Genomic DNA, 18,888 nt, shown 5'->3' with positions numbered 1-18,888 from the left:
ATCTTAGGTACTTAGTAACTATTTAATCCCAATAATCAAAACTATAATCAATCCTAAAGTTATTATTAAACTGATTTTCCAAAACGAATGCGCCTTTTTTAATTCCATAAATTGAAAAGCAACCAACAGAAATTTAAAAACAGCCAAACCCATTATCAAAGAGGTAATAAAAGCTGACACACCAAACAAACTTGACAGGCAAGCTGTTGTAATAGTGATAATTAACAGAAATATATAGATTAAAATTAGTGAATTTTTCATTACTAAAAAAATAAATAAAGTGTAGGAAATAAAAGCAACCAAATCAAATCGCACATGTGCCAAAAAGCGGCACAGGCTTCAACGTCTTCAACAGCTGTATCGGAATCTTTTTTGGTCATTCCGTAGTTTGTCCATCCCAAGATAACCAATCCCATAATGACATGGATTACATGGAAACCAGTCAACAACCAATAAAAAGTGTAGAACATATTGGTATCCAATGAAATTCCGCTTTCTATTTTATGATAATATTCTACGCTTTTGAGTGCCAAGAAGAAAAATCCTCCAAGCATAGCCAACTTAAAGAATACCGATGATTTCTTGACTTCATTTTCTTTAAACAGATATACTGCATTGGCCATAAAAAAACCGCTTGTCAATAAGAAAACGGTATTAACGGCTCCAAAAGTAGTGTTCAATTGCATTCTTGACTGATGAAATACGGCTGTGTTTTCACTTCCATAATACACGAATGCAATCAATGCCATTCCGAAAGTAATGAGTTCTAGAAAAATGATAATCCACATCAAGATTCCTCCTGGCGGATAATAGATGTTTTTGTAATTTATTTTTAGAGTTTCCATTTGATTTTAGATTGAGGATTAACGATTTTTGAATTCCGATTTTAAATTGAAGACTTTTGAATTGTAGATTTTTGATTTTGAAAATTGGAACTCATTATTACAGTTTTCTTTCTTACATGATGGCAAAAAATCAAAATTTATCCCTTTAGCCCAATGTCATTAAGTTAAGGAATTACTATTTTTATTTTCACGCAGATTTCGCAGATTTACGCAGAAAAAAAGTAAAAAATCTGCCGAATCTGCTGAATCTGCGTGCTGTTTTTTTAATTTCTCCCTTAACTTAATGACATTGCCCTTTAGCCCCGATTGCAGTGGAAATCCTCCCGATTTTTCATCGGGAGATTGTAACGGAAAGCGGGACAATATTTCCAAAAAACGCCTAATCCTTCCGCTCCAAATTCTGAAATCTGCAATCTTAATTCTTTTTTACTCCCAATCCAATAATCTTTTTTCACCTTCAATTTTCTTGATGTCGGTAATATCCTGTGACATTTCGATCACGCCTTTATAGTTTTTATTGGCATCCCTTACGGCAAAATAGCGGATGTAAATCAAGCGATCTTTGTAGTTAATCCAAAAAGAAGATTCGTTTTGAGTTCCTTTCCTGAATTCGTCCAAGATTCTGAGAACCGTTCCTACGCTTTTTGGTGGATGGCAAAACTTCACTTCACGGCCAATGATTCCAGCACTTCTTGGAAACACGCGTTCTTCTCCTCTGTTATAAAAAATCACTTTATCATTTTCGTCCACATAAGTCAAATCCAATGGCATGGTTTTGAAAAGCAAATTCACCTGTTCCACTGTCATGTATCCTTCGTCATAATGCGAAGTGTTTTCCAACGAAAAAGGCATTTCCCTGATGGTAAAATCTTCGCTCGGGTGGATGTATTCCACTTTTGGGAAAGGCGGTGGTGTTTGAGATAACATCCAACCTATTTCTTCTTCACCTTTGCGCATTTCGATCCAATCATTTTCGGTAAGGATGTCCAATGCATTTGGGAACAGGACGTTTTCTTCAACTCCCATCAATCTGTAAATTCCGTCTATCAAAAAAGGAGTATTAGTTGAAACTTTTTCTAAATTAATCATTTTGAGATAATACTGAATCAAACGGAATTGCTCTCTTAAATTATCATGAAACGACCACATTCCCTGCGATGGACCAACCCAACCTTTTTTCTCTAAAAAAGGAAAAAGCTGATTTTCTTTGCGGGCAAATCGTTTCTCTATCGTAAGCAACTGATTGAATATGTTGGTGTATTTTGGTAAATCAATCAATGGGTTAACGTTTGTAATCTCTTGCAAAAGAGACACTATTAATTCCTTTTCCTGAAAGTAATTCCAAACTGGATGACCTTCTTGTAATTCTGTTTCTATCATTTTAATTAAATTTTAAACCATTAAAGGATTATTTAAGAGCCGATTTTTTACCATATAAGTCATGTAAGAGCATTTAAGCTTTACTTATATGGACTTATATGACTTATATGGTTTAAAAAGTATCCTCAATGTTTGTTCTTATTTTTGGTGTTTTATCTTTTCGTATAGTTTCACTAACGATTGCAGCAACTCAACGGGAGTTGTCAAAATTTGATAGTGGTTTTGCCCAAACATTTGAGGCAAATAATATTTGGCTTCGGCCTCAATGGCCAATGCGTAGGAATTAATGTTTTTCGAATTGAGTTCGCGAAGGGCTTGTTTTACGTCATTGACTCCATATTTTCCTTCGTATTTATCGTAATCGTTGGGTTTTCCGTCAGAGATTAAAATCACCCATTTGTTTTTGGTGCTTCGTTTGTCGAGGCGAACTCCTGCATGCCTCAGTGCGGCACCAATTCTGGTATAACCACTGGGTTCTACTGCTCCTACTTTATGTTTGGCGACATTCCAATTTTCATCAAAATCTTTGATGGTCAGATAAGTCGAATAATTTCTTGTTTTGGAATAAAAACTGTCTATCGAAAAATCGATATTGAACTCATTGAGGATTTCCCCAAACAAAATAGAAACTTCTTTCTCCACATCAATCACTCTGTTTCCGGCAGCGTAACCGTCGCTTGAAAGACTGATGTCTAGCAGAATCAGAATCGACAAATCCTTTTCTTTTTTTCGGTTCGAAACATAAATTTTATCCGATGGCGTTCTTCTGGAATGCACATCGACATATAAATCGGTGATGGCATCGATATCAAATTCGTCGCCTTGGGTTTGCCTTTTTTGTTGTTGCATTTTATTGTTGACATTCGTCAACATTTTGCGCAAGCCCATCAAGATGGAAGCATTCTTAGTTATTGTTTTTTTGTAATAATCGGCATCCGCTTTTAGTTGTGATTTTGGATATACTTTGCAAAAATTTTCTTTGTAGCTGTTTTTGCTAAAATCCCATTCGTCGTAGGAATGGTGAAATCCTTTGTCATCGACAGACGCACTTTCGGAGATGGTTGTGTTTTCCATAAAATCGGATTGGTAAACAGAATGTGCCGTATCGTCAACGCGAACGGTGTATTTCATATTCAGTTCTTCCAATGCATCCTGATGATCTTCCAACTCATCCGATCCGTCAAAATCACGCCAGTTTCCGTTAAATTCTTCGGCGGTTTCCACTTTTTCAAAATTATGCAGCATCACATAATCCTCCTGCTGTTTTTTATCAAGTTCCACTGTGATGACTTCCTCAACGGCTTTTGCTTTTAGTGTAGTTAAAGGCTGAATCTCATTTGGTTTTTTGGTCTTATCCGAGAAGTTCTGCAACACATTCTCACTATCGATTACCATTTCATTTTTCATCCATTTGCCAAAGAGCCAAGAGAAATCAGGGCTTTTTTTAGCATCTGATTTTTGGATAAAATGATTTTTGGCATACGCCAAAAACTGTTCGTCAATAGAAAACTCCTGAAACAAAATGGCTAGAACGTCATCTGATGTTTCTAATGCTTTTTGTTGGGAAAGGAATAATTCCGGCTCGATTTCTTCCGCTGCCCAATTGTAATTAAGGCGCTGTTGTACACTGAGATACAACATTCTAAAATGATAGAAAGTAAGGTTCTCTTCCAGAGTTGGAAATTCGGCAAACGAAATCGGAAGAAAAAAATTATTGTTTTTGTATCCACCTTCCCTTTCGGCAGAAAATATTTCGATCGGATTTCCTGTCAAGGCACGCGCCATAATAGTCAAGCGCGGTTTAATCTCGGCAAGAGTAACCGTTCTGGCTTCTATTTCGGGACTTATTTTTTTTCTGCTTTTTAAGTGCTTGAAAAACTTCCCAACCAAGTATTCATCTATCTCGAAACCCATAATTTTTGTCATTGCGAGGCACGAAGCAATCACATTTAGCATATCCTTGCGAGGAACGAAGCAATCACACTTCGTAAATCCATGCGAGTAATGATGTGAGTTTTTTGTTCTACAATGCCCTTATTTATATAATTTTTTGTTTCTTTCAATTCCAAATGATATTGAAGCCACTAACTTCTGATCGTGAGATTGCTTCGTTCCTCGCAATGACTTAAATCATCAAATTGCACAAATCTTTCAGTGCTTCGACTGTTTGCAAATCATCTGTCAAAGGCTCAACAACGGCTACATGAACAGCCAATCGTTTTGGTAATCCGCTGTGGATGATTTTCGCAGCATCTACAAGAAGTCGTGTCGAAACCGTTTCGGTCAATCCCAATTCGGTAAGATTTCTAATTTTGTTGCCAATGGCTACTAGTTTCTTGGCTGTGTCATTATCAATATTGGCCTCATTAACCAAAATCTCAGTTTCAATTTTCGCTTCTGGATAATCAAATGAGACAGCTACAAATCGTTGGCGCGTGGAAGGTTTCAATTCCTTAAAACCTCTTTGATAGCCAGGATTAAAAGAAGCAACCAGCATAAAATTATCATGCGCTTTGATGGTTTCTCCCAGTTTGTCAATATACAGGATGCGTCGGTGGTCAGTCAAGGAGTGGATAGCCACAATCACATCGGGACGGGCTTCGGCCACTTCATCCAGATAAATCATAGCTCCTTCTTTTACGGCAGTGGTCAAAGGACCGTCTAGCCAAACAGTTTCAGCACCTTTGATAATAAATCGGCCAATCAAATCGGTAGAAGAAGTTTCCTCGTGACAACTGATTGTAATCAGATTTCTTTCCAATCGATGCGCCATATACTCCACAAAACGGGATTTACCGGTTCCAGTAGGGCCTTTCAACAAAAAAGGAATTTTATTTTTATATGAATGTTCAAAGACTTCCACTTCTTTGCCAACTGTGTGGTAATAAGGTGCGGGTAATAAAGTATCTACTAACATATTTTTTGTTTTTTTTTAGAAAAACCGAAACGCAAAACATTTGTTTTATGGAAATGGAAATTCGAAAACTTTTGTCTAAACGCTCCGGTTAAAAAAAGGGCTGAATTAGTAAGCTGAATTAGTATTTTATTTTATTTCTAAAGCTTCATCGGTCGGTCGTCCATATTTAAAGAAATCGAATATAAACAGACCAATTCCTGTGGCGAACATCGTGGCGCAAATCAATAATACAACAAAGTGGATACTGATTTCGTTTTGCACTACCATAAATTCCATTTTCATTTTTCGTTCCAAATAAACTTGCACCACTCCAGCTACTCCAAAAGCAACTGTCATTCCCAACATTCCAATATTTGATAGCCAGAAAGCAGCCATTCCTGTTGCGCTTTGATATCTTTTTCGTCCAGTTAAATTCGGAAGTGCATAACTGATTATCGCTAAAACAATCATCGCATACGCGCCCCAAAAGGCATAATGTCCGTGCATCGCAGTTACCAAAGTTCCGTGTGTATAAAGGTTAGTTTGTGGCAAGGTGTGCGCAAAACCTAGTAATCCTGCTCCAATAAACGAAACGATAGAAGAACCAATTGTCCAGAATAAAGCGATTTTATTGGGATGACTTTTTTCTCCTTTGCGGTACATATTCACTGCAAACAAAGCCATTGCCAAGAAAGCCAAAGGCTCCAATGCAGAGAAAATACCACCAACGATTAACCAAATTTTATTTACTCCAATATAGTAATAGTGGTGCCCTGTTCCTAAAACTCCCGAAAGGAAAGTCAATCCAACGATTACGTACAACCATTTCTCGATTACCTCTCTGTCAACACCCGTCAATTTGATTAATAAATACGAAAGAATACCTCCCATAATCAATTCCCAAACACCTTCAACCCACAAGTGAACTACCCACCAACGGAAGAATGAATCCATCACCTGACTGTCAAACCAAATCATTCCAGGCAGATACAATAAGGCAGCAAACAACAATCCCATGGACAATACCAAAGCAGTTGTTGTTTGGCGTTTTCCTTTGAAAAGCGTTCCTAAAATCAATCCTAAGAACAACAATACATTGATAACTACCAGAAAATCCAGCTCTCTCGGAATCTCAAGAAACTTTCTTCCTTCCCAGTGGTTGAAGTGGAAACCAACAATGGCCACAACTCCAACAACGGCAAGGGAAATCAATTGTACATACGCCCATTTTACGCTAATCAATTCGCGTTGTGCTTCTTCGGGGATAATGTAATAGGCCGCTCCCATAAAACCGGTCAACAGCCAAACAACCAATAAATTAGTATGTACCGCTCGGGCAACATTAAAAGGAATAACATCGTGCAATGCTTGAATACCTATTCGGTCAAAGCCCATGATAAAACCATAGACAATCTGCAGTGAAAACAGCAGCATACACAGTGCAAAAAACCAGTAGGCTACTTTTTGTGATTTATATTTCATCTTCTTATATTTTAATTATTTTCTTTAGCTAATGGCGAAACGATACGGTCAAACCCATTCAAATCGATTTTCCCGATCCATTTTAAATACGCCACAACGGCATCCGCATCTTGCTCATTCATGTTGTAAACAACCATTTTTCTTCCGTTTGGTGCCCAAGGCACGGGTGACATCAGTACTGCCTTAACATAACCTTCTCCCCTGCGGTCGATAACTTTGGTCAGTTCGGGTGCATAGTAGCCTCCTTCTCCCATAATGGTGTGACAACCCATACAATTGTTGTGTTCCCAAATTTCTTTTCCTCTCACGACTTGTTTGTCAATGGCCTTGTAATTGGTCTGATCATTTCTGGGCATAAACGAATAAACAGTCAATCCTATAAAGATTAAAAAGGTGACTAATGTTCCTCCCAGAAAAAATGCCCGTGCTTGTGATTTTGAAAGCATAATAATCTGTTTTTTTTAGTTAGTAAAAATTTGATTTTTTAATAAAGGATAAATTTGTCTTTTATTTAAATGCAAATATAAAGGATATTTTTGTCTTTTATTATAATAATTCTCATTTATTTTTATTTTTTTTCTACATATTTATTTTACACCATAATATATATAATGGCGAACAAAATTTTCAATTAGATAAGTTTTCAACAGCAAAATGTTCTTAAGTCCTTATCAAAATATGATAAAAATCATGTTCCAATTTTTCAATTAGTCGTAAAATTATAAAGTCAAAAAAAGAAGATACCTAAATCTCATTCATTTCTTTTTCAATTATTTAAACGAAATAAAAAATAATATATTTAATTAAAGATAAATTTGTCTTTTATTAAAATACTACCTATTTTTGTATTCTAAATTTTAATTATAAAAACAAAGACTATGGAAACTTTAGAAAAAATTACAATAGGTGAATATGTAGCAAAAGACTTTAGAACAGCAGCTTTATTTTCAAAATATGGCATCGATTTTTGTTGCAATGGTAACAGAAGCATTGAAGAAGCATGTGAGAAAAAATCAGTTAATCCTGAAGATTTATTACAGGAAATTGAAACCGTTTTATCGTCAAAAAGTGATTCTGGAATCGATTTCAATTCATGGCCGATTGATTTATTAGCCGATTATATAGAAAAAACGCATCACCGTTATGTTTCAGAAAAAACACCAACACTGCTTCAATTTTTGGACAAATTAAGCAGAGTGCATGGAGCCAATCATCCGGAGTTACTTGAAATAAATGAACTATTTAAAGGATGTGCTGGAGAATTGGCACAGCACATGAAAAAAGAAGAGCTGATTTTGTTCCCTTTTATCAAAAAAATGGTTCATGCTACTATTTCGGATCAATTGATTGAGCAGCCTCATTTTGGAACAGTTGAAAACCCAATCTCCATGATGATGCACGAACACGATGCCGAAGGGGAACGTTTTAGAAGAATAGCAGCATTAAGCAATAATTACACACCGCCTGCAGATGGATGCAACACTTATAAAGTAACGTTTGCCATGCTACAGGAATTTGAGGCCGATTTACACAAACACATCCATTTGGAAAATAATATTTTATTCCCAAAAGCAACCAAGCTCGAAAAAGATTTTTCGGCACAATCATAAAACCAATGTCAAACACTAAAAACCAACAACTATGGGAAATTATGTCATCAAAAGAAATGGAAAATACAAACCATTTGAAAGTTATAAAATCAAAGATGCGATTGAAAAAAGCTTCAAGAGTGTCTCTATAGTTGTTGATGAAAGTGTTTTTGAAAGCATCATCATCCAGCTCGAAAATGAGGAAGTATGGGCTGTCGAAGAAATTCAGGACTTAATTGAAAAGAAATTATACGAGAAAAATTACTTCGATGTAATGCGTTCTTTCATGTTGTTTCGACACACCCGAAAATTACAGCGCGAACATGTGCAAGGATTGAATGATGACACCACTTATGTAGATAGTACGCAAACCATTCAGGAATATGTTGAACAAACCGATTGGCGCATAAATGCCAATGCTAATACCTCTTATTCTAATGCAGGATTGGTTAACAATGTGGCGGGAAAAATTATAGCCAATTACTGGTTGGATAAAGTCTATACCAAAGAAGAAGGTTATGCACACCGCAATGGTGACCTCCACATTCATGATTTGGATTGCCTTACCGGTTATTGTGCGGGTTGGAGTTTACGTGTGTTGCTTAATGAAGGTTTCAATGGTGTGAGAGGTCGTGTAGAAAGCAGACCCCCATCCCATTTTAGAGAAGCTTTGGGGCAAATGGCTAATTTCCTTGGAATTTTGCAAAGCGAATGGGCAGGAGCTCAAGCCTTCAGTTCTTTTGACACTTATCTTGCTCCATATGTTTTCAAAGATAATTTAGGTTTTGATGACGTTTTAAAAGCCGTTAGAGGTTTTGTTTACAACCTCAATGTTCCTGCACGCTGGGGACAATCTCCTTTTACCAACATCACTTTGGATTGGATTGTTCCAGATGATTTAAAAACACAGATTCCGACAAAAAATGATCATCATATTTTTGAAAATAACATTACTTCAGATTTATTGGTGAGAGCCAAAAGAAGAGGAGTATCCAAAGTAACGGATTTACGTTACGAACATTTCCAAAAAGAAATGAACCTCATTAACAAAGCCTATTATACGGTTATGACCGAAGGCGATGCCAATGGACAACCGTTTACCTTTCCAATTCCAACGGTGAATATCACCGAAGCATTTGATTGGGATGGAGAAAACACCGATTTACTTTTTGAAAATACAGCCAAAATCGGTTCTTCCTATTTTCAAAATTTCATAGGAAGCCAATATATTTTGGATGAAAATGGTAATCAGATTGAAAATGAGAATGCATACAAACCAAATGCAGTTCGCTCTATGTGCTGTCGTCTACAACTTGATTTACGTGAATTGCTGAAACGTGGAAATGGTCTTTTTGGAAGTGCCGAGATGACAGGAAGCATTGGCGTGGTGACCATCAACATGGCGCGTTTGGGTTATTTGAACAAAGGAAATAAAGAAAAGTTGTATACCCAATTGGATTCACTTTTATATATCGCCAAATCAACTTTGGAGAAAAAAAGGGTGTTTATTCAGGAGATGTATGACCGAGGATTGTATCCGTACACCAAACGTTATTTGCAACATTTCAGAAACCACTTTTCGACTATTGGAGTGAACGGAATGAATGAAATGATTGAGAATTTTACCAATAGTGAAGATACTGTAACCTCCGAAACCGGTATTGAATTTGCCTCTGGAATTCTGGACCATATCCGTAATCGAATGAAAGAATTCCAAGAAGAAACCGGAAATCTATACAATCTCGAAGCCACTCCTGCCGAAGGAACTACTTATCGTTTTGCTAAAGAAGACAAAAAACGGTATGCCGACATTATTCAGGCGGGACAGCAAGAAAATATTTATTACACAAACAGTTCTCAAATTCCAGTAGATTTTACACAAGATCCATTCGAAGCTTTGATGCTACAAGATCAATTGCAATGCAAATACACTGGCGGAACGGTTCTCCACCTGTACATGAGCGAAAAAATAAGCTCACCGGAAGCCTGCAAACAGTTTGTCAAAAAAGTGATTACGAATTTCAGATTGCCTTATATTACAGTAACGCCAGTGTTTAGCGTGTGTCCAGTACACGGCTATTTAAACGGAGAACACGAGTATTGCCCAAAATGTGATGAAATTATAATTGAGGAAAAAGCGAAATTCCAAAAGGTTTAAAAGTTTAAATGTTTAATATGGTTTAAAGTTGTTTAAACCAAGAGTTCAACAATTCGTTATTGATTGGATATCCTGCAAGGTTTTTTCCGAAACCTTGTAGGTATAAATGCCAATAAAAAGACACCTACAAGGTCAAGTAAAAGACCTTGCAGGAACATCAAACAAATTCAATTTTATACTTCTAAACCATCTTAAACATTTAAACTTATAAACATTTTAATCCCTTAAACAACCATAAAAAAATGAAACTAACAACAAACCAGATTCTAGAACAAAATCAAGAATTACGCACCAAGTGTTTGGTGTACACACGAGTAATGGGCTACCACAGACCCGTAGAAAGTTTTAACATAGGAAAAAAAGGTGAACACAGACAACGAACTCATTTTACAGAAGGAAAGTGTTGCTAAGCCTATTTATAGCTTAACCCCTTTTACATTATTGGATTACCCACATAAATCAGCTTGTATACTTTGGTTTGCAGGCTGTAATATGCGGTGTCTTTATTGCTACAATCCCGAAATTGTTTTTGGGAAAGGAACCATCTCGTTTGAAAAAGCGCTAGATTTCCTGAAAAGCAGAAAAAAGTTGCTAGATGCTGTCGTTTTTAGCGGAGGTGAATGTTTGTTGCATAAAAAGAGTATTTCATTTATCAACGAAGTCAAAAAAATGGACTTTTTGGTCAAAATTGACACCAATGGTTCACAACCCAAAGTCCTAAAAGAGCTTATCATAAAAGAACTTATCGACTATGTGGCGCTTGATTTTAAGGCAATGCCTGTAAATTTCGAAAAGATAACACAATCCAAACTTTTTATTCCCTTCGAAAAGTCATTACTTTTATTACTTCAAAGCGGAATTCCATTTGAAGTACGAACAACCGTGCATTCCGAATTGTTAGTCAAAAATGACATTCAAGAGATGATTTCCTATTTGGAAAAAACAGGATATATCGGAAATTATTATATCCAACATTTTGTGAATGGAGCGCCGACCATTGAGAAACTCGGACATTCGTTCAAGGACTTAGAAAAAGAAAAGCTTTCAACAGAAAAAATTAAAGTGCATTTTAGAGGATAATTATGAGAAAGAGTTGGATTTTAGTATGTTTTATTAATTTTTTTATTGCTTCGCTAATGGGATTATTGCTTCGATGGATGTATGTTGCACCTATCGAAGGCGTTAATTTTCAGTTTTTGATGCATGGACATTCGCATGTTGCGATGTTAGGCTGGGTGTATTTGATGCTGTACTGTTTGATATTTCATTTTTTTGTTCCAAAAGAAGCGCAACAAAAACCCATTTACAACCGATTATTTTGGGTAACGGAACTCGCCGTCGTGGGAATGATGATTGATTTCCCGGCACAGGGATACGCTTTTGCATCCATCCTCTTTTCTACATTGCATATTTTTTGCAGTTATTATTTCTGTTATTTGATTTGGAAAGATGCTAAACCTGCCACTTTTCCAGAAAAAAGAATGTTGCGAACCGCTTTGTTTTTTATGATTTTCTCCACATTGGGAGTTTGGTGTTTAGGTCCTGCTGTTGGGATTATGGGAAAAGCAAGTGCCTTTTATCAAATTGCTATTCAGTTTTTCCTTCATTTTCAATTTAATGGATGGTTCATGTTTGCGGTTTTGGCTTTGTTTTTCAAACAATCAAAAATAAATATTGAAGAGAAAAAATTCCGCGAGTTCTATAATTTATTTGTTACAGCAACGGTGTTAACGTTGGCTTTGCCTGTGAGTTGGTCTCTTTCTAATCCTATTTTTTATTGGATAAATGCCATAGGAGTCACAATACAATTAATTTCATTTATTCTTTTTGTCCTACTCATCCAACCTCATTTCCAAGATTTCTTTGCTCCACTCTCCCCTTTAGAAAAAACGGTATACCGATTTGCTTTATGTTCATTAGCCTTAAAAATTATCATTCAATTGGTTGTTTTGGTTCCTGAGTTGGCACAGGTATCCCATGAAATTCGGAATTTTGTAATTGGATACATCCACTTGACGATGCTAGGAATTATAACTGGTTTTCTGTTTGGATTTGCGTTTCAAAATGGCTTTTTGAACTCGGAAAATACCCTTCAAAAATGGGGTATCAAGATTTTCCTATTGGGTTTTGTAGCAACCGAAATTCTTTTATTTCTACAAGGCACTTGGTTATTTCTGCAAAGTGGAGCATTCCCCAATTATTATCAAAATTTGTTTTTGTCAAGTATCTTTTTACCCGCAGGCCTTTTGATGCTGACAATCGGAATTTCATTTAAAAATAAACAACCTTAATTTTCAAACATATAAGTCATATAAGTTTTAAAAAAGCATTTAAATTAGAACCTGAAAAGTAAAAAATAAGCTAAAAACAGTCCATAAAAGCCTATTTTGAGCATACTTAAATGAACTTTGATTTAACTTATTTCATTCAACTAAAAAAACTTATATGACTTATATGTTTAAAAATTAACCCCTAAACTTAAATCAAAAATTATATGAGCCATCATTTATTGTTAATTATTCATCTTTTGTGCGCGAGTATTTGGGTAGGCGGTCATTTATTACTCGTATTTAGTCATTTGCCTCAAGCCCTGAAGGACAAAAATCAAAATATAATCCTCGACTATGAACGAAAATACGAACCGGTGGGAATGACAGCTTTGATTTTGTTGGTGGTCACCGGAATTATGATGGCTTATAAATATGGCGTAAGCATTGAATATTGGTTTCATTTTGCTGCACCAATCGAAAAAGTGGTTTCCACAAAATTGCTTTTGCTTTTGCTGACCGTGCTTTTTGCATTGAGCGCACAATTTCGAGTATTACCAAAACTAAAAAACAATCCCGATAAATTGCCCGAAATGACTTTTCATATTATATCTGTCACCTTTATTGGTGTTTTGATGCTTATTGTTGGGTCTTTTGTGCGTTTTGGTGGATTTTAATATCCTAAAGTTCATAAGTTAACGGCAATTCGTTTTCAGCAGTTGCTTGCGTGAGGGGTTGCAGTGGAGCTCTTTTTTTATCACGCTTTTTTGCGGGATAAAAAAAAGCGTGAACGTAAAACCCGACCCGTAGTTTTTACGGAGGGGCACGCCCAAAAAATGAAAATTTTGATTAAAAAACACCTAAACCTTTCCCCTTATTACTATGGGGAATAAAACTTATTTCTTAAATTTGTAAAAAACCGATTATGTTTTCCAAAACCTGCGAATACGGCATTCGAGCCACGATTTTCATAGCTTCAGAATCTTATCAGAACAAAAGAGTTGGACTCAAAGACATTGCCAAAAAAATAGATTCACCTGAAGCTTTTACGGCCAAAATTCTTCAAATTTTATCAAAAGACAACATTATCAATTCCATAAAGGGAGTTGGAGGCGGTTTCGAAATTCCTCGAGAGACGATGAAAGAGATCAAACTGGCTCAAATAGTAAATGCCCTGGAAGGCGACCGCGTTTTTACGGGTTGTGGTCTAGGTCTGACACATTGCTCCGAAGACCATCCGTGCCCGATGCATGAGAAATTCAAATCTATTCGAAACGAATTAGCTTTTATGCTCGAAAATACGAATCTGGAGGAATTAGCTTTAGGAATTAAGACCGGAGATACTTTTTTGCGATACTAATAAAAAGTAATCTTATATTTACATGATATTTTTTAAGTAACTGAACTTAAACCAATTTATCATGAATAAATCTAAGCAATCCAATTTAAACACTTTTTTAAAAGTAGATTACAAAGAAGACAATAGCATTTGGCTAACCAATAGTTTGACACTTCGAAAAATTATTGGTGTTTTGGGAATGGCGATGCCCTTACTTTTATTTATATTCCTATACCTTGACAATGGGCTGCAGCATCCTCTAGAATCCGTTAGCCATTATTATTATACACGAGTGAGTGGCATTTTTGTTATTATCTTAAGCCTATTGGCCTTTTTTCTGATTGTTTACAAAGGCAAAGAACCGATTGATTTCTATATTTCCCTATTCGCTGGAATTTTTGCGCTTTTGGTAGTTTTATTTCCAACAAATAATATCACGGAAATATGTGGTGATACTACCAAAAAATATGCTGTTACGATTCTACCAAACAGTGATTTCAGAGTTTATTTTCATTACACATCTGCGGCATTATTTTTTTTATGCCTATCCTATATGTCTTTCTTTTTGTTCACTAAATCAGACCAATCACCAAGCGAAAGAGGAACAAATAAAATCATTCGAAATCGCATTTACAGAACTTGTGGTGTTTTGATGCTTTTGGCTTTACTTACATTATTTGCAGGTTCCCTTAAAATAATTCATCCAAGCTATTTTAAAACATTTTCATTGACCTTCTGGATGGAAACCTTGGCCATTGAAAGTTTTGGTTTTGCTTGGTTAGTCAAAGGCGAAACGTTGTTTAAAGATTAATGGCTATATTCTAAAATAAATAGCACCTAATTTTAACCATATAAGAAATATAAGTTCATTTAAGTTAGAATGTAAAACAGCAACAACTTATATTTCTTATATCGCAAACCCTTTCACGACAGTGTTTTATTTGTTATGTATTTATAGGGTGCAAAAGTTAATTAGCTGTTTATTTTTGAATTAAGCGATATTAATTAACAATCGTTTACCTTAATTTTATTTTAACCTTTTTAATTAATCTGCTATATTTACTTAAAAATATTTCTGTTCTGCTTTTTTTATACAGACTAAAAATCAACAGGGAAAATGAATATCACTTGTAAAAACTGCCATCAAACTTTCAAAGGACATTATTGCAGCAATTGTGGGCAAACTGCAGAGACTCATCCTATAAACCTGCACTTTTTATGGCATGATATTCAAAAAGGTCTTCTTCATTTTGACAATGGAATAGCCTATACAGCCAAGCAACTGTTCACTAGGCCAGGTCACTCGATTCGAGAATTTATAGAGGGAAAAAGGGTGAAACATTTCAAACCCATTTCTCTAGTGATGGTATTGGCAACAGCCTATTTAGCTTTAATTCATTTGCTTCACATTGATTTAATCGTAAATACAAGTAGCCCTGTCGACCCCGACTCCCATATTGATGCTGTAAAAATTGGAGAATGGCTACAAGCTCATTTTGCCTGGATTACGCTAGCCTTTATACCCATACATACAATCGGCACTGTTATTGCTTTTAGAAAACAAGGCTATAATTTTTTTGAGTATTTTGTCCTCAATACATACAAGGCGGCACAAAAGTTATATGTCACTATACTATTCATCCCGGTACTTTATTATTACAGCGGGGCTCCTGCAATCAATACAGTAACCAGAATACTTCTTCTCATTGATTTTGTCTTGTATTTTTGGACCAATGAACAATTTTTTAATCATTTGTCAAAAACAAAAACATTCTTTTTAACACTATTAACCCACTTGATCTTCTGGTTTATAGTGATTTTGATTGCTGTCATTGTGTTGCTTATTGTGAACAAAGGATAAACTAAAATCCAAAAAAAAAGACTTGAGTTACATCAAGTCTTTTTCATTATGAAACTATTATTATTTAAACTGCTATTGCCACTTGTTCCGGAATACAAAGATCAATCAGTTCCTCTTTATATTGTTTCAATTGATTTTCAATTTTTTCTTTACTTTTCTCAAACCAATTATTGGATGCAATTAATGATTGGTAATATTCAATCCCTTCGTTCAAATTGCTCTTGAAAGCTTTCAGTTTCTTTGCTTGAGGTGCCGTGATTTGCTCCGAAAACTCATTGATTTCATTTTTTAGATAATCCATGTACATTTTCAATTCATTGATAATTACATTCGGACGCTCTTTGTTTCCAAGTACGGAAGCATTTCCATAAATGTGTTTTACCATATCCAAAAGCGAAACTTCTTTTTCAAAATAGGCTAAATTGGGACCTGGACAAATAACAACTCCTTGGGACTGCCCTTTTATTTTAATGTTGTTTTCAAGATAAGAGGCATTGGCCAAACCTACACAAAGACACGATTTCTCGGTAATACTGTTTTTCTTTTTATCAAAAGCTTCTTTAGACAATGAATCTTTTACAGCATCCAATTCGTCTAATTTTAAATCTTGGTATTTTTTAGATGCGGGACACATCCCTTTTGGACCATATTCTTTGCTCAAAGCCAAGAATTTTTTCGGGCAAGAACTTCCTGCTTTTTCTTCCTCAATACGTTTTTGCTTAAAAAACTCGTTTGTTGTTCCTTTCACTGCATTAAATGGAATTCCCAATGGCGAAATATGACTCAAATAAAAATCGTCTTCTTTGGCTTTTTCTAATAATTTTCTAGTTGCAGAGTCCACAGAAGTAGCTTCGGGAACTAATAAAAATGGGGAGCCCCAGCCAACAGAATCTACTTGGTAATGTTCCAATAAAAAATCATGTTCTTCGGCCGTTCCTACACCACCTTGTACAGTAATTTTTAATTCTAATGGTGTTTCAGGAATATGCAATCCTTTTATTTCTAATGCTTTAACCATCAACTCGTGAGCCGATTGTATTAATTGCTCTTTCTTTTGTTTGAATTCTTCAAGAATAGGTCCCAGCAAATATCCATCAGTTGCAAAGGCGTGACCTCCACAATTTAGTCCTGATTCTATTCGGTATTCTGAAACCCAAAGCCCTTTTTTGGCCAAGAAATTTCCTTGTATCATCGCTGAACGAAAATCGCTTACTTTCAGGATAATTTTCTTTTGTAATTTATTATTGGCATCTGGATAAAAAACAGGAAAGTTTTCAAAATAAGCATATAATCTAGGATTCATTCCTGCCGAAAGCACTACTGAAGATGATAAATTACTATTGGCAAAACCACGAAGAGAAGCATGCGCATCATTAAATTCTACCGGCAATTGTTCATTTTTAATAAAATTGTCTTTATCGACTTTGGTCATAATATTGACATCAATTTCTCCAGGAGATAAGTTTTCTTCAAGGTAATTCTTGATCGTATCTTTAAAAGCAATTCCGTTGTCGACTAAATCTTGCAGTCCTTTTTTAATTTCCGATTTATTAGGCAACATTGCTATATAATTCTCCAAAGCCTGTTTACTTTCAGCTAATTCTATTTTGAATTTTTCAAATTTATCTTTTACAATAGTGTCCATCAAATTCAAATAAGAAGTAACACGTTCAGCACGATAATCATGAATCTTTTCTGTGATTTCCTGATAAGGTATTTTGAATTTTTCGCTATAAAAAGCATTCATTCTTTCAATCAAATCGTCATCTATAATAGAGACAACAGATGAAATTCCATATTGTGCCACACGTATCGGACTATCAATAGTATAGGCCAATCCCATCACCGGAATATGGAAAGTATGTAGTTGTTTTTTGGTCATCATAGGTATAAAATTGGTTTATTAAACTTTATGCAAATATCACCATACAAATTTGCTTAAAAGCTGATAAATGTCATAGTCACATGAAACATATTGCAATAGATTTGCGGGTTGCGAAAACCACAAAGGCAATTTTTTTAACAAAAACATTTTTTTTGAATCTTTTAGAAAGCCTATAGAAACGTGTAGCTTCAAAGTTTTACCTTATATTTGCATAGAAATTAATCTTCAATTAAAAAACACCATTAAAGTTTTTAAAAAATGAAAAGTCTTAAAGAACGTATATTGGCATTGAAAAAAGAAAAAAATGCGGTAATCTTAGCGCATTATTATCAAGAATCCGATATTCAAGATGTGGCAGATTATGTAGGAGACAGTTTGGGACTTTCCCAAGAAGCAATGAAAGTAGATGCCGATATAATCCTTTTCGCAGGAGTTCACTTTATGGCCGAAACCGCCAAAATATTAAACCCTAGCAAAAAAGTAATTTTACCTGATTTGAAAGCAGGTTGTTCCCTAGCCGAATCATGCCCTGCCCCTTTATTCAAAGAGTTTACAGAAGCACACCCTGACCATATAGTTATAACTTATGTAAACTGTTCAGCCGAAGTAAAAGCATTGACAGACATTGTGGTTACTTCCTCTAATGCGGTAAAAATTGTAGAATCTATACCAAAAGACAAACCCATTATTTTTGCTCCAGATAAAAATTTAGGAAAATATGTAATGGAACAAACGGGTAGAGAAATGCTACTTTGGGACGGTTCTTGCGTGGTTCACGAAGCTTTTTCTTTAGATAAATTAATCGCTTTGTACAAACAAAATCCAGATGCTCAAATCATTGCGCACCCAGAATCCGAAACGCATATCCTAAAAACAGCCAACTATATTGGTTCTACCGCAGGGATGATCAATTATGTAAAAACCAATCCAAGCAACAAATTTATCGTAGCAACTGAAGCTGGTATTTTGCATAAAATGAAACAGGAGGTTCCTAATAAAATACTGATTCCAGCACCTTCAAACGAGGATAATACCTGTGCTTGCAGCGAATGTGGATACATGAAAATGAACACCCTTCAAAAAGTATACGATTGCTTACTAAATGAAACTCCAGAAATTAATGTTCCGGATGACATTAGAGAAAAAGCATTAATCCCTATCGAACGCATGCTCGAATTATCTTAAT

Annotated in this window: 18 protein-coding genes; 10 read left to right on the top strand and 8 right to left on the bottom strand. The window is 35.4% G+C overall.

Translation table 11 applies throughout. The annotated features are described in order from the left end of the window. Positions 1 to 18: 18 nt before the first annotated feature. From HQN62_RS19095 to HQN62_RS06315, 7 genes are all read right to left on the bottom strand, one after another. Positions 19 to 261, bottom strand: coding sequence for a cytochrome C oxidase subunit IV family protein (locus tag HQN62_RS19095; RefSeq protein WP_173503731.1), 243 nt, complete (start codon positions 259 to 261; stop codon positions 19 to 21). Between the two features lie 2 nt (positions 262 to 263). Continuing rightward, positions 264 to 845: a cytochrome c oxidase subunit 3 gene (locus HQN62_RS06340; protein ID WP_173503730.1), complete on the bottom strand. Its 582-nt coding sequence runs from the start codon at positions 843 to 845 to the stop codon at positions 264 to 266. Positions 846 to 1,271: 426 nt separating this feature from the next. Then, the gene (locus HQN62_RS06335; protein ID WP_371811650.1) at positions 1,272 to 2,222 is read right to left on the bottom strand and encodes a DUF438 domain-containing protein; all 951 of its coding nucleotides are present in this window, start codon (positions 2,220 to 2,222) and stop codon (positions 1,272 to 1,274) included. Positions 2,223 to 2,363: 141 nt separating this feature from the next. Continuing rightward, entirely contained in the window at positions 2,364 to 4,139 is a 1,776-nt protein-coding gene (locus HQN62_RS06330) for a nitric oxide reductase activation protein NorD (protein ID WP_173503728.1), read from the bottom strand. A 211-nt stretch (positions 4,140 to 4,350) separates the two neighbouring features. Then, on the bottom strand, positions 4,351 to 5,142 hold the full coding sequence (locus HQN62_RS06325; protein ID WP_173503727.1) for a CbbQ/NirQ/NorQ/GpvN family protein: 792 nt from the start codon (positions 5,140 to 5,142) through the stop codon (positions 4,351 to 4,353). A 126-nt stretch (positions 5,143 to 5,268) separates the two neighbouring features. Beyond that, positions 5,269 to 6,603: a cbb3-type cytochrome c oxidase subunit I gene (locus HQN62_RS06320; RefSeq protein WP_173503726.1), complete on the bottom strand. Its 1,335-nt coding sequence runs from the start codon at positions 6,601 to 6,603 to the stop codon at positions 5,269 to 5,271. A gap of 11 nt (positions 6,604 to 6,614) precedes the next feature. Further along, positions 6,615 to 7,049, bottom strand: coding sequence for a c-type cytochrome (locus HQN62_RS06315; RefSeq protein WP_173503725.1), 435 nt, complete (start codon positions 7,047 to 7,049; stop codon positions 6,615 to 6,617). Positions 7,050 to 7,481: 432 nt separating this feature from the next. On the opposite strand from HQN62_RS06315, the gene ric reads away from it, so the two are divergent. The 9 genes from ric to HQN62_RS06270 all read left to right on the top strand — a co-directional run bounded on the left by ric (position 7,482) and on the right by HQN62_RS06270 (position 15,817). After that, a complete protein-coding gene (ric, locus tag HQN62_RS06310; protein ID WP_173503724.1) occupies positions 7,482 to 8,213 on the top strand; it encodes an iron-sulfur cluster repair di-iron protein in 732 nt (243 codons plus the stop codon). A 31-nt stretch (positions 8,214 to 8,244) separates the two neighbouring features. Continuing rightward, positions 8,245 to 10,350 (top strand): ribonucleoside triphosphate reductase, encoded by a 2,106-nt coding sequence (locus tag HQN62_RS06305; protein WP_173503723.1) that lies wholly within the window; start codon positions 8,245 to 8,247, stop codon positions 10,348 to 10,350. 242 nt (positions 10,351 to 10,592) lie between these two features. Then, positions 10,593 to 10,760 carry an anaerobic ribonucleoside-triphosphate reductase gene (nrdD, locus tag HQN62_RS19090; protein ID WP_116798361.1) on the top strand — a complete coding sequence of 56 codons (168 nt, stop codon included), beginning with the start codon at positions 10,593 to 10,595 and terminating at the stop codon, positions 10,758 to 10,760. After that, positions 10,714 to 11,430, top strand: coding sequence for an anaerobic ribonucleoside-triphosphate reductase activating protein (locus tag HQN62_RS06295; protein WP_371811637.1), 717 nt, complete (start codon positions 10,714 to 10,716; stop codon positions 11,428 to 11,430). Before nrdD ends, HQN62_RS06295 begins: the two co-directional genes overlap by 47 nt. Before the next feature lie 2 nt (positions 11,431 to 11,432). Then, the gene (locus tag HQN62_RS06290) at positions 11,433 to 12,641 is read left to right on the top strand and encodes a hypothetical protein (protein WP_173503722.1); all 1,209 of its coding nucleotides are present in this window, start codon (positions 11,433 to 11,435) and stop codon (positions 12,639 to 12,641) included. Positions 12,642 to 12,844: 203 nt separating this feature from the next. Further along, entirely contained in the window at positions 12,845 to 13,294 is a 450-nt protein-coding gene (locus HQN62_RS06285) for a CopD family protein (protein WP_173503721.1), read from the top strand. Between the two features lie 248 nt (positions 13,295 to 13,542). Next, entirely contained in the window at positions 13,543 to 13,977 is a 435-nt protein-coding gene (locus HQN62_RS06280) for an RrF2 family transcriptional regulator (protein ID WP_100431833.1), read from the top strand. A 61-nt stretch (positions 13,978 to 14,038) separates the two neighbouring features. Then, a complete protein-coding gene (locus HQN62_RS06275) occupies positions 14,039 to 14,767 on the top strand; it encodes a hypothetical protein (protein ID WP_173503720.1) in 729 nt (242 codons plus the stop codon). A gap of 306 nt (positions 14,768 to 15,073) precedes the next feature. After that, positions 15,074 to 15,817 (top strand): DUF3667 domain-containing protein, encoded by a 744-nt coding sequence (locus HQN62_RS06270; RefSeq protein ID WP_173503719.1) that lies wholly within the window; start codon positions 15,074 to 15,076, stop codon positions 15,815 to 15,817. A 64-nt stretch (positions 15,818 to 15,881) separates the two neighbouring features. Here HQN62_RS06270 and HQN62_RS06265 read toward each other — a convergent pair whose 3' ends face one another. Then, positions 15,882 to 17,699 carry a hypothetical protein gene (locus tag HQN62_RS06265; protein WP_173505525.1) on the bottom strand — a complete coding sequence of 606 codons (1,818 nt, stop codon included), beginning with the start codon at positions 17,697 to 17,699 and terminating at the stop codon, positions 15,882 to 15,884. 261 nt (positions 17,700 to 17,960) lie between these two features. Between HQN62_RS06265 and nadA the strand changes: the two genes are divergently transcribed. Then, positions 17,961 to 18,887: a quinolinate synthase NadA gene (gene nadA, locus HQN62_RS06260; RefSeq protein WP_173503718.1), complete on the top strand. Its 927-nt coding sequence runs from the start codon at positions 17,961 to 17,963 to the stop codon at positions 18,885 to 18,887. The last annotated feature ends 1 nt before the right edge of the window (position 18,888 follow it).

The sequence above is a fragment of the Flavobacterium sp. M31R6 genome (genome assembly GCF_013284035.1).
Classification (GTDB): Bacteria; Bacteroidota; Bacteroidia; order Flavobacteriales; family Flavobacteriaceae; genus Flavobacterium.
Note: the sequence above shows the minus strand (reverse complement) of the source record. Positions and strands in the feature narration are given on the sequence as shown.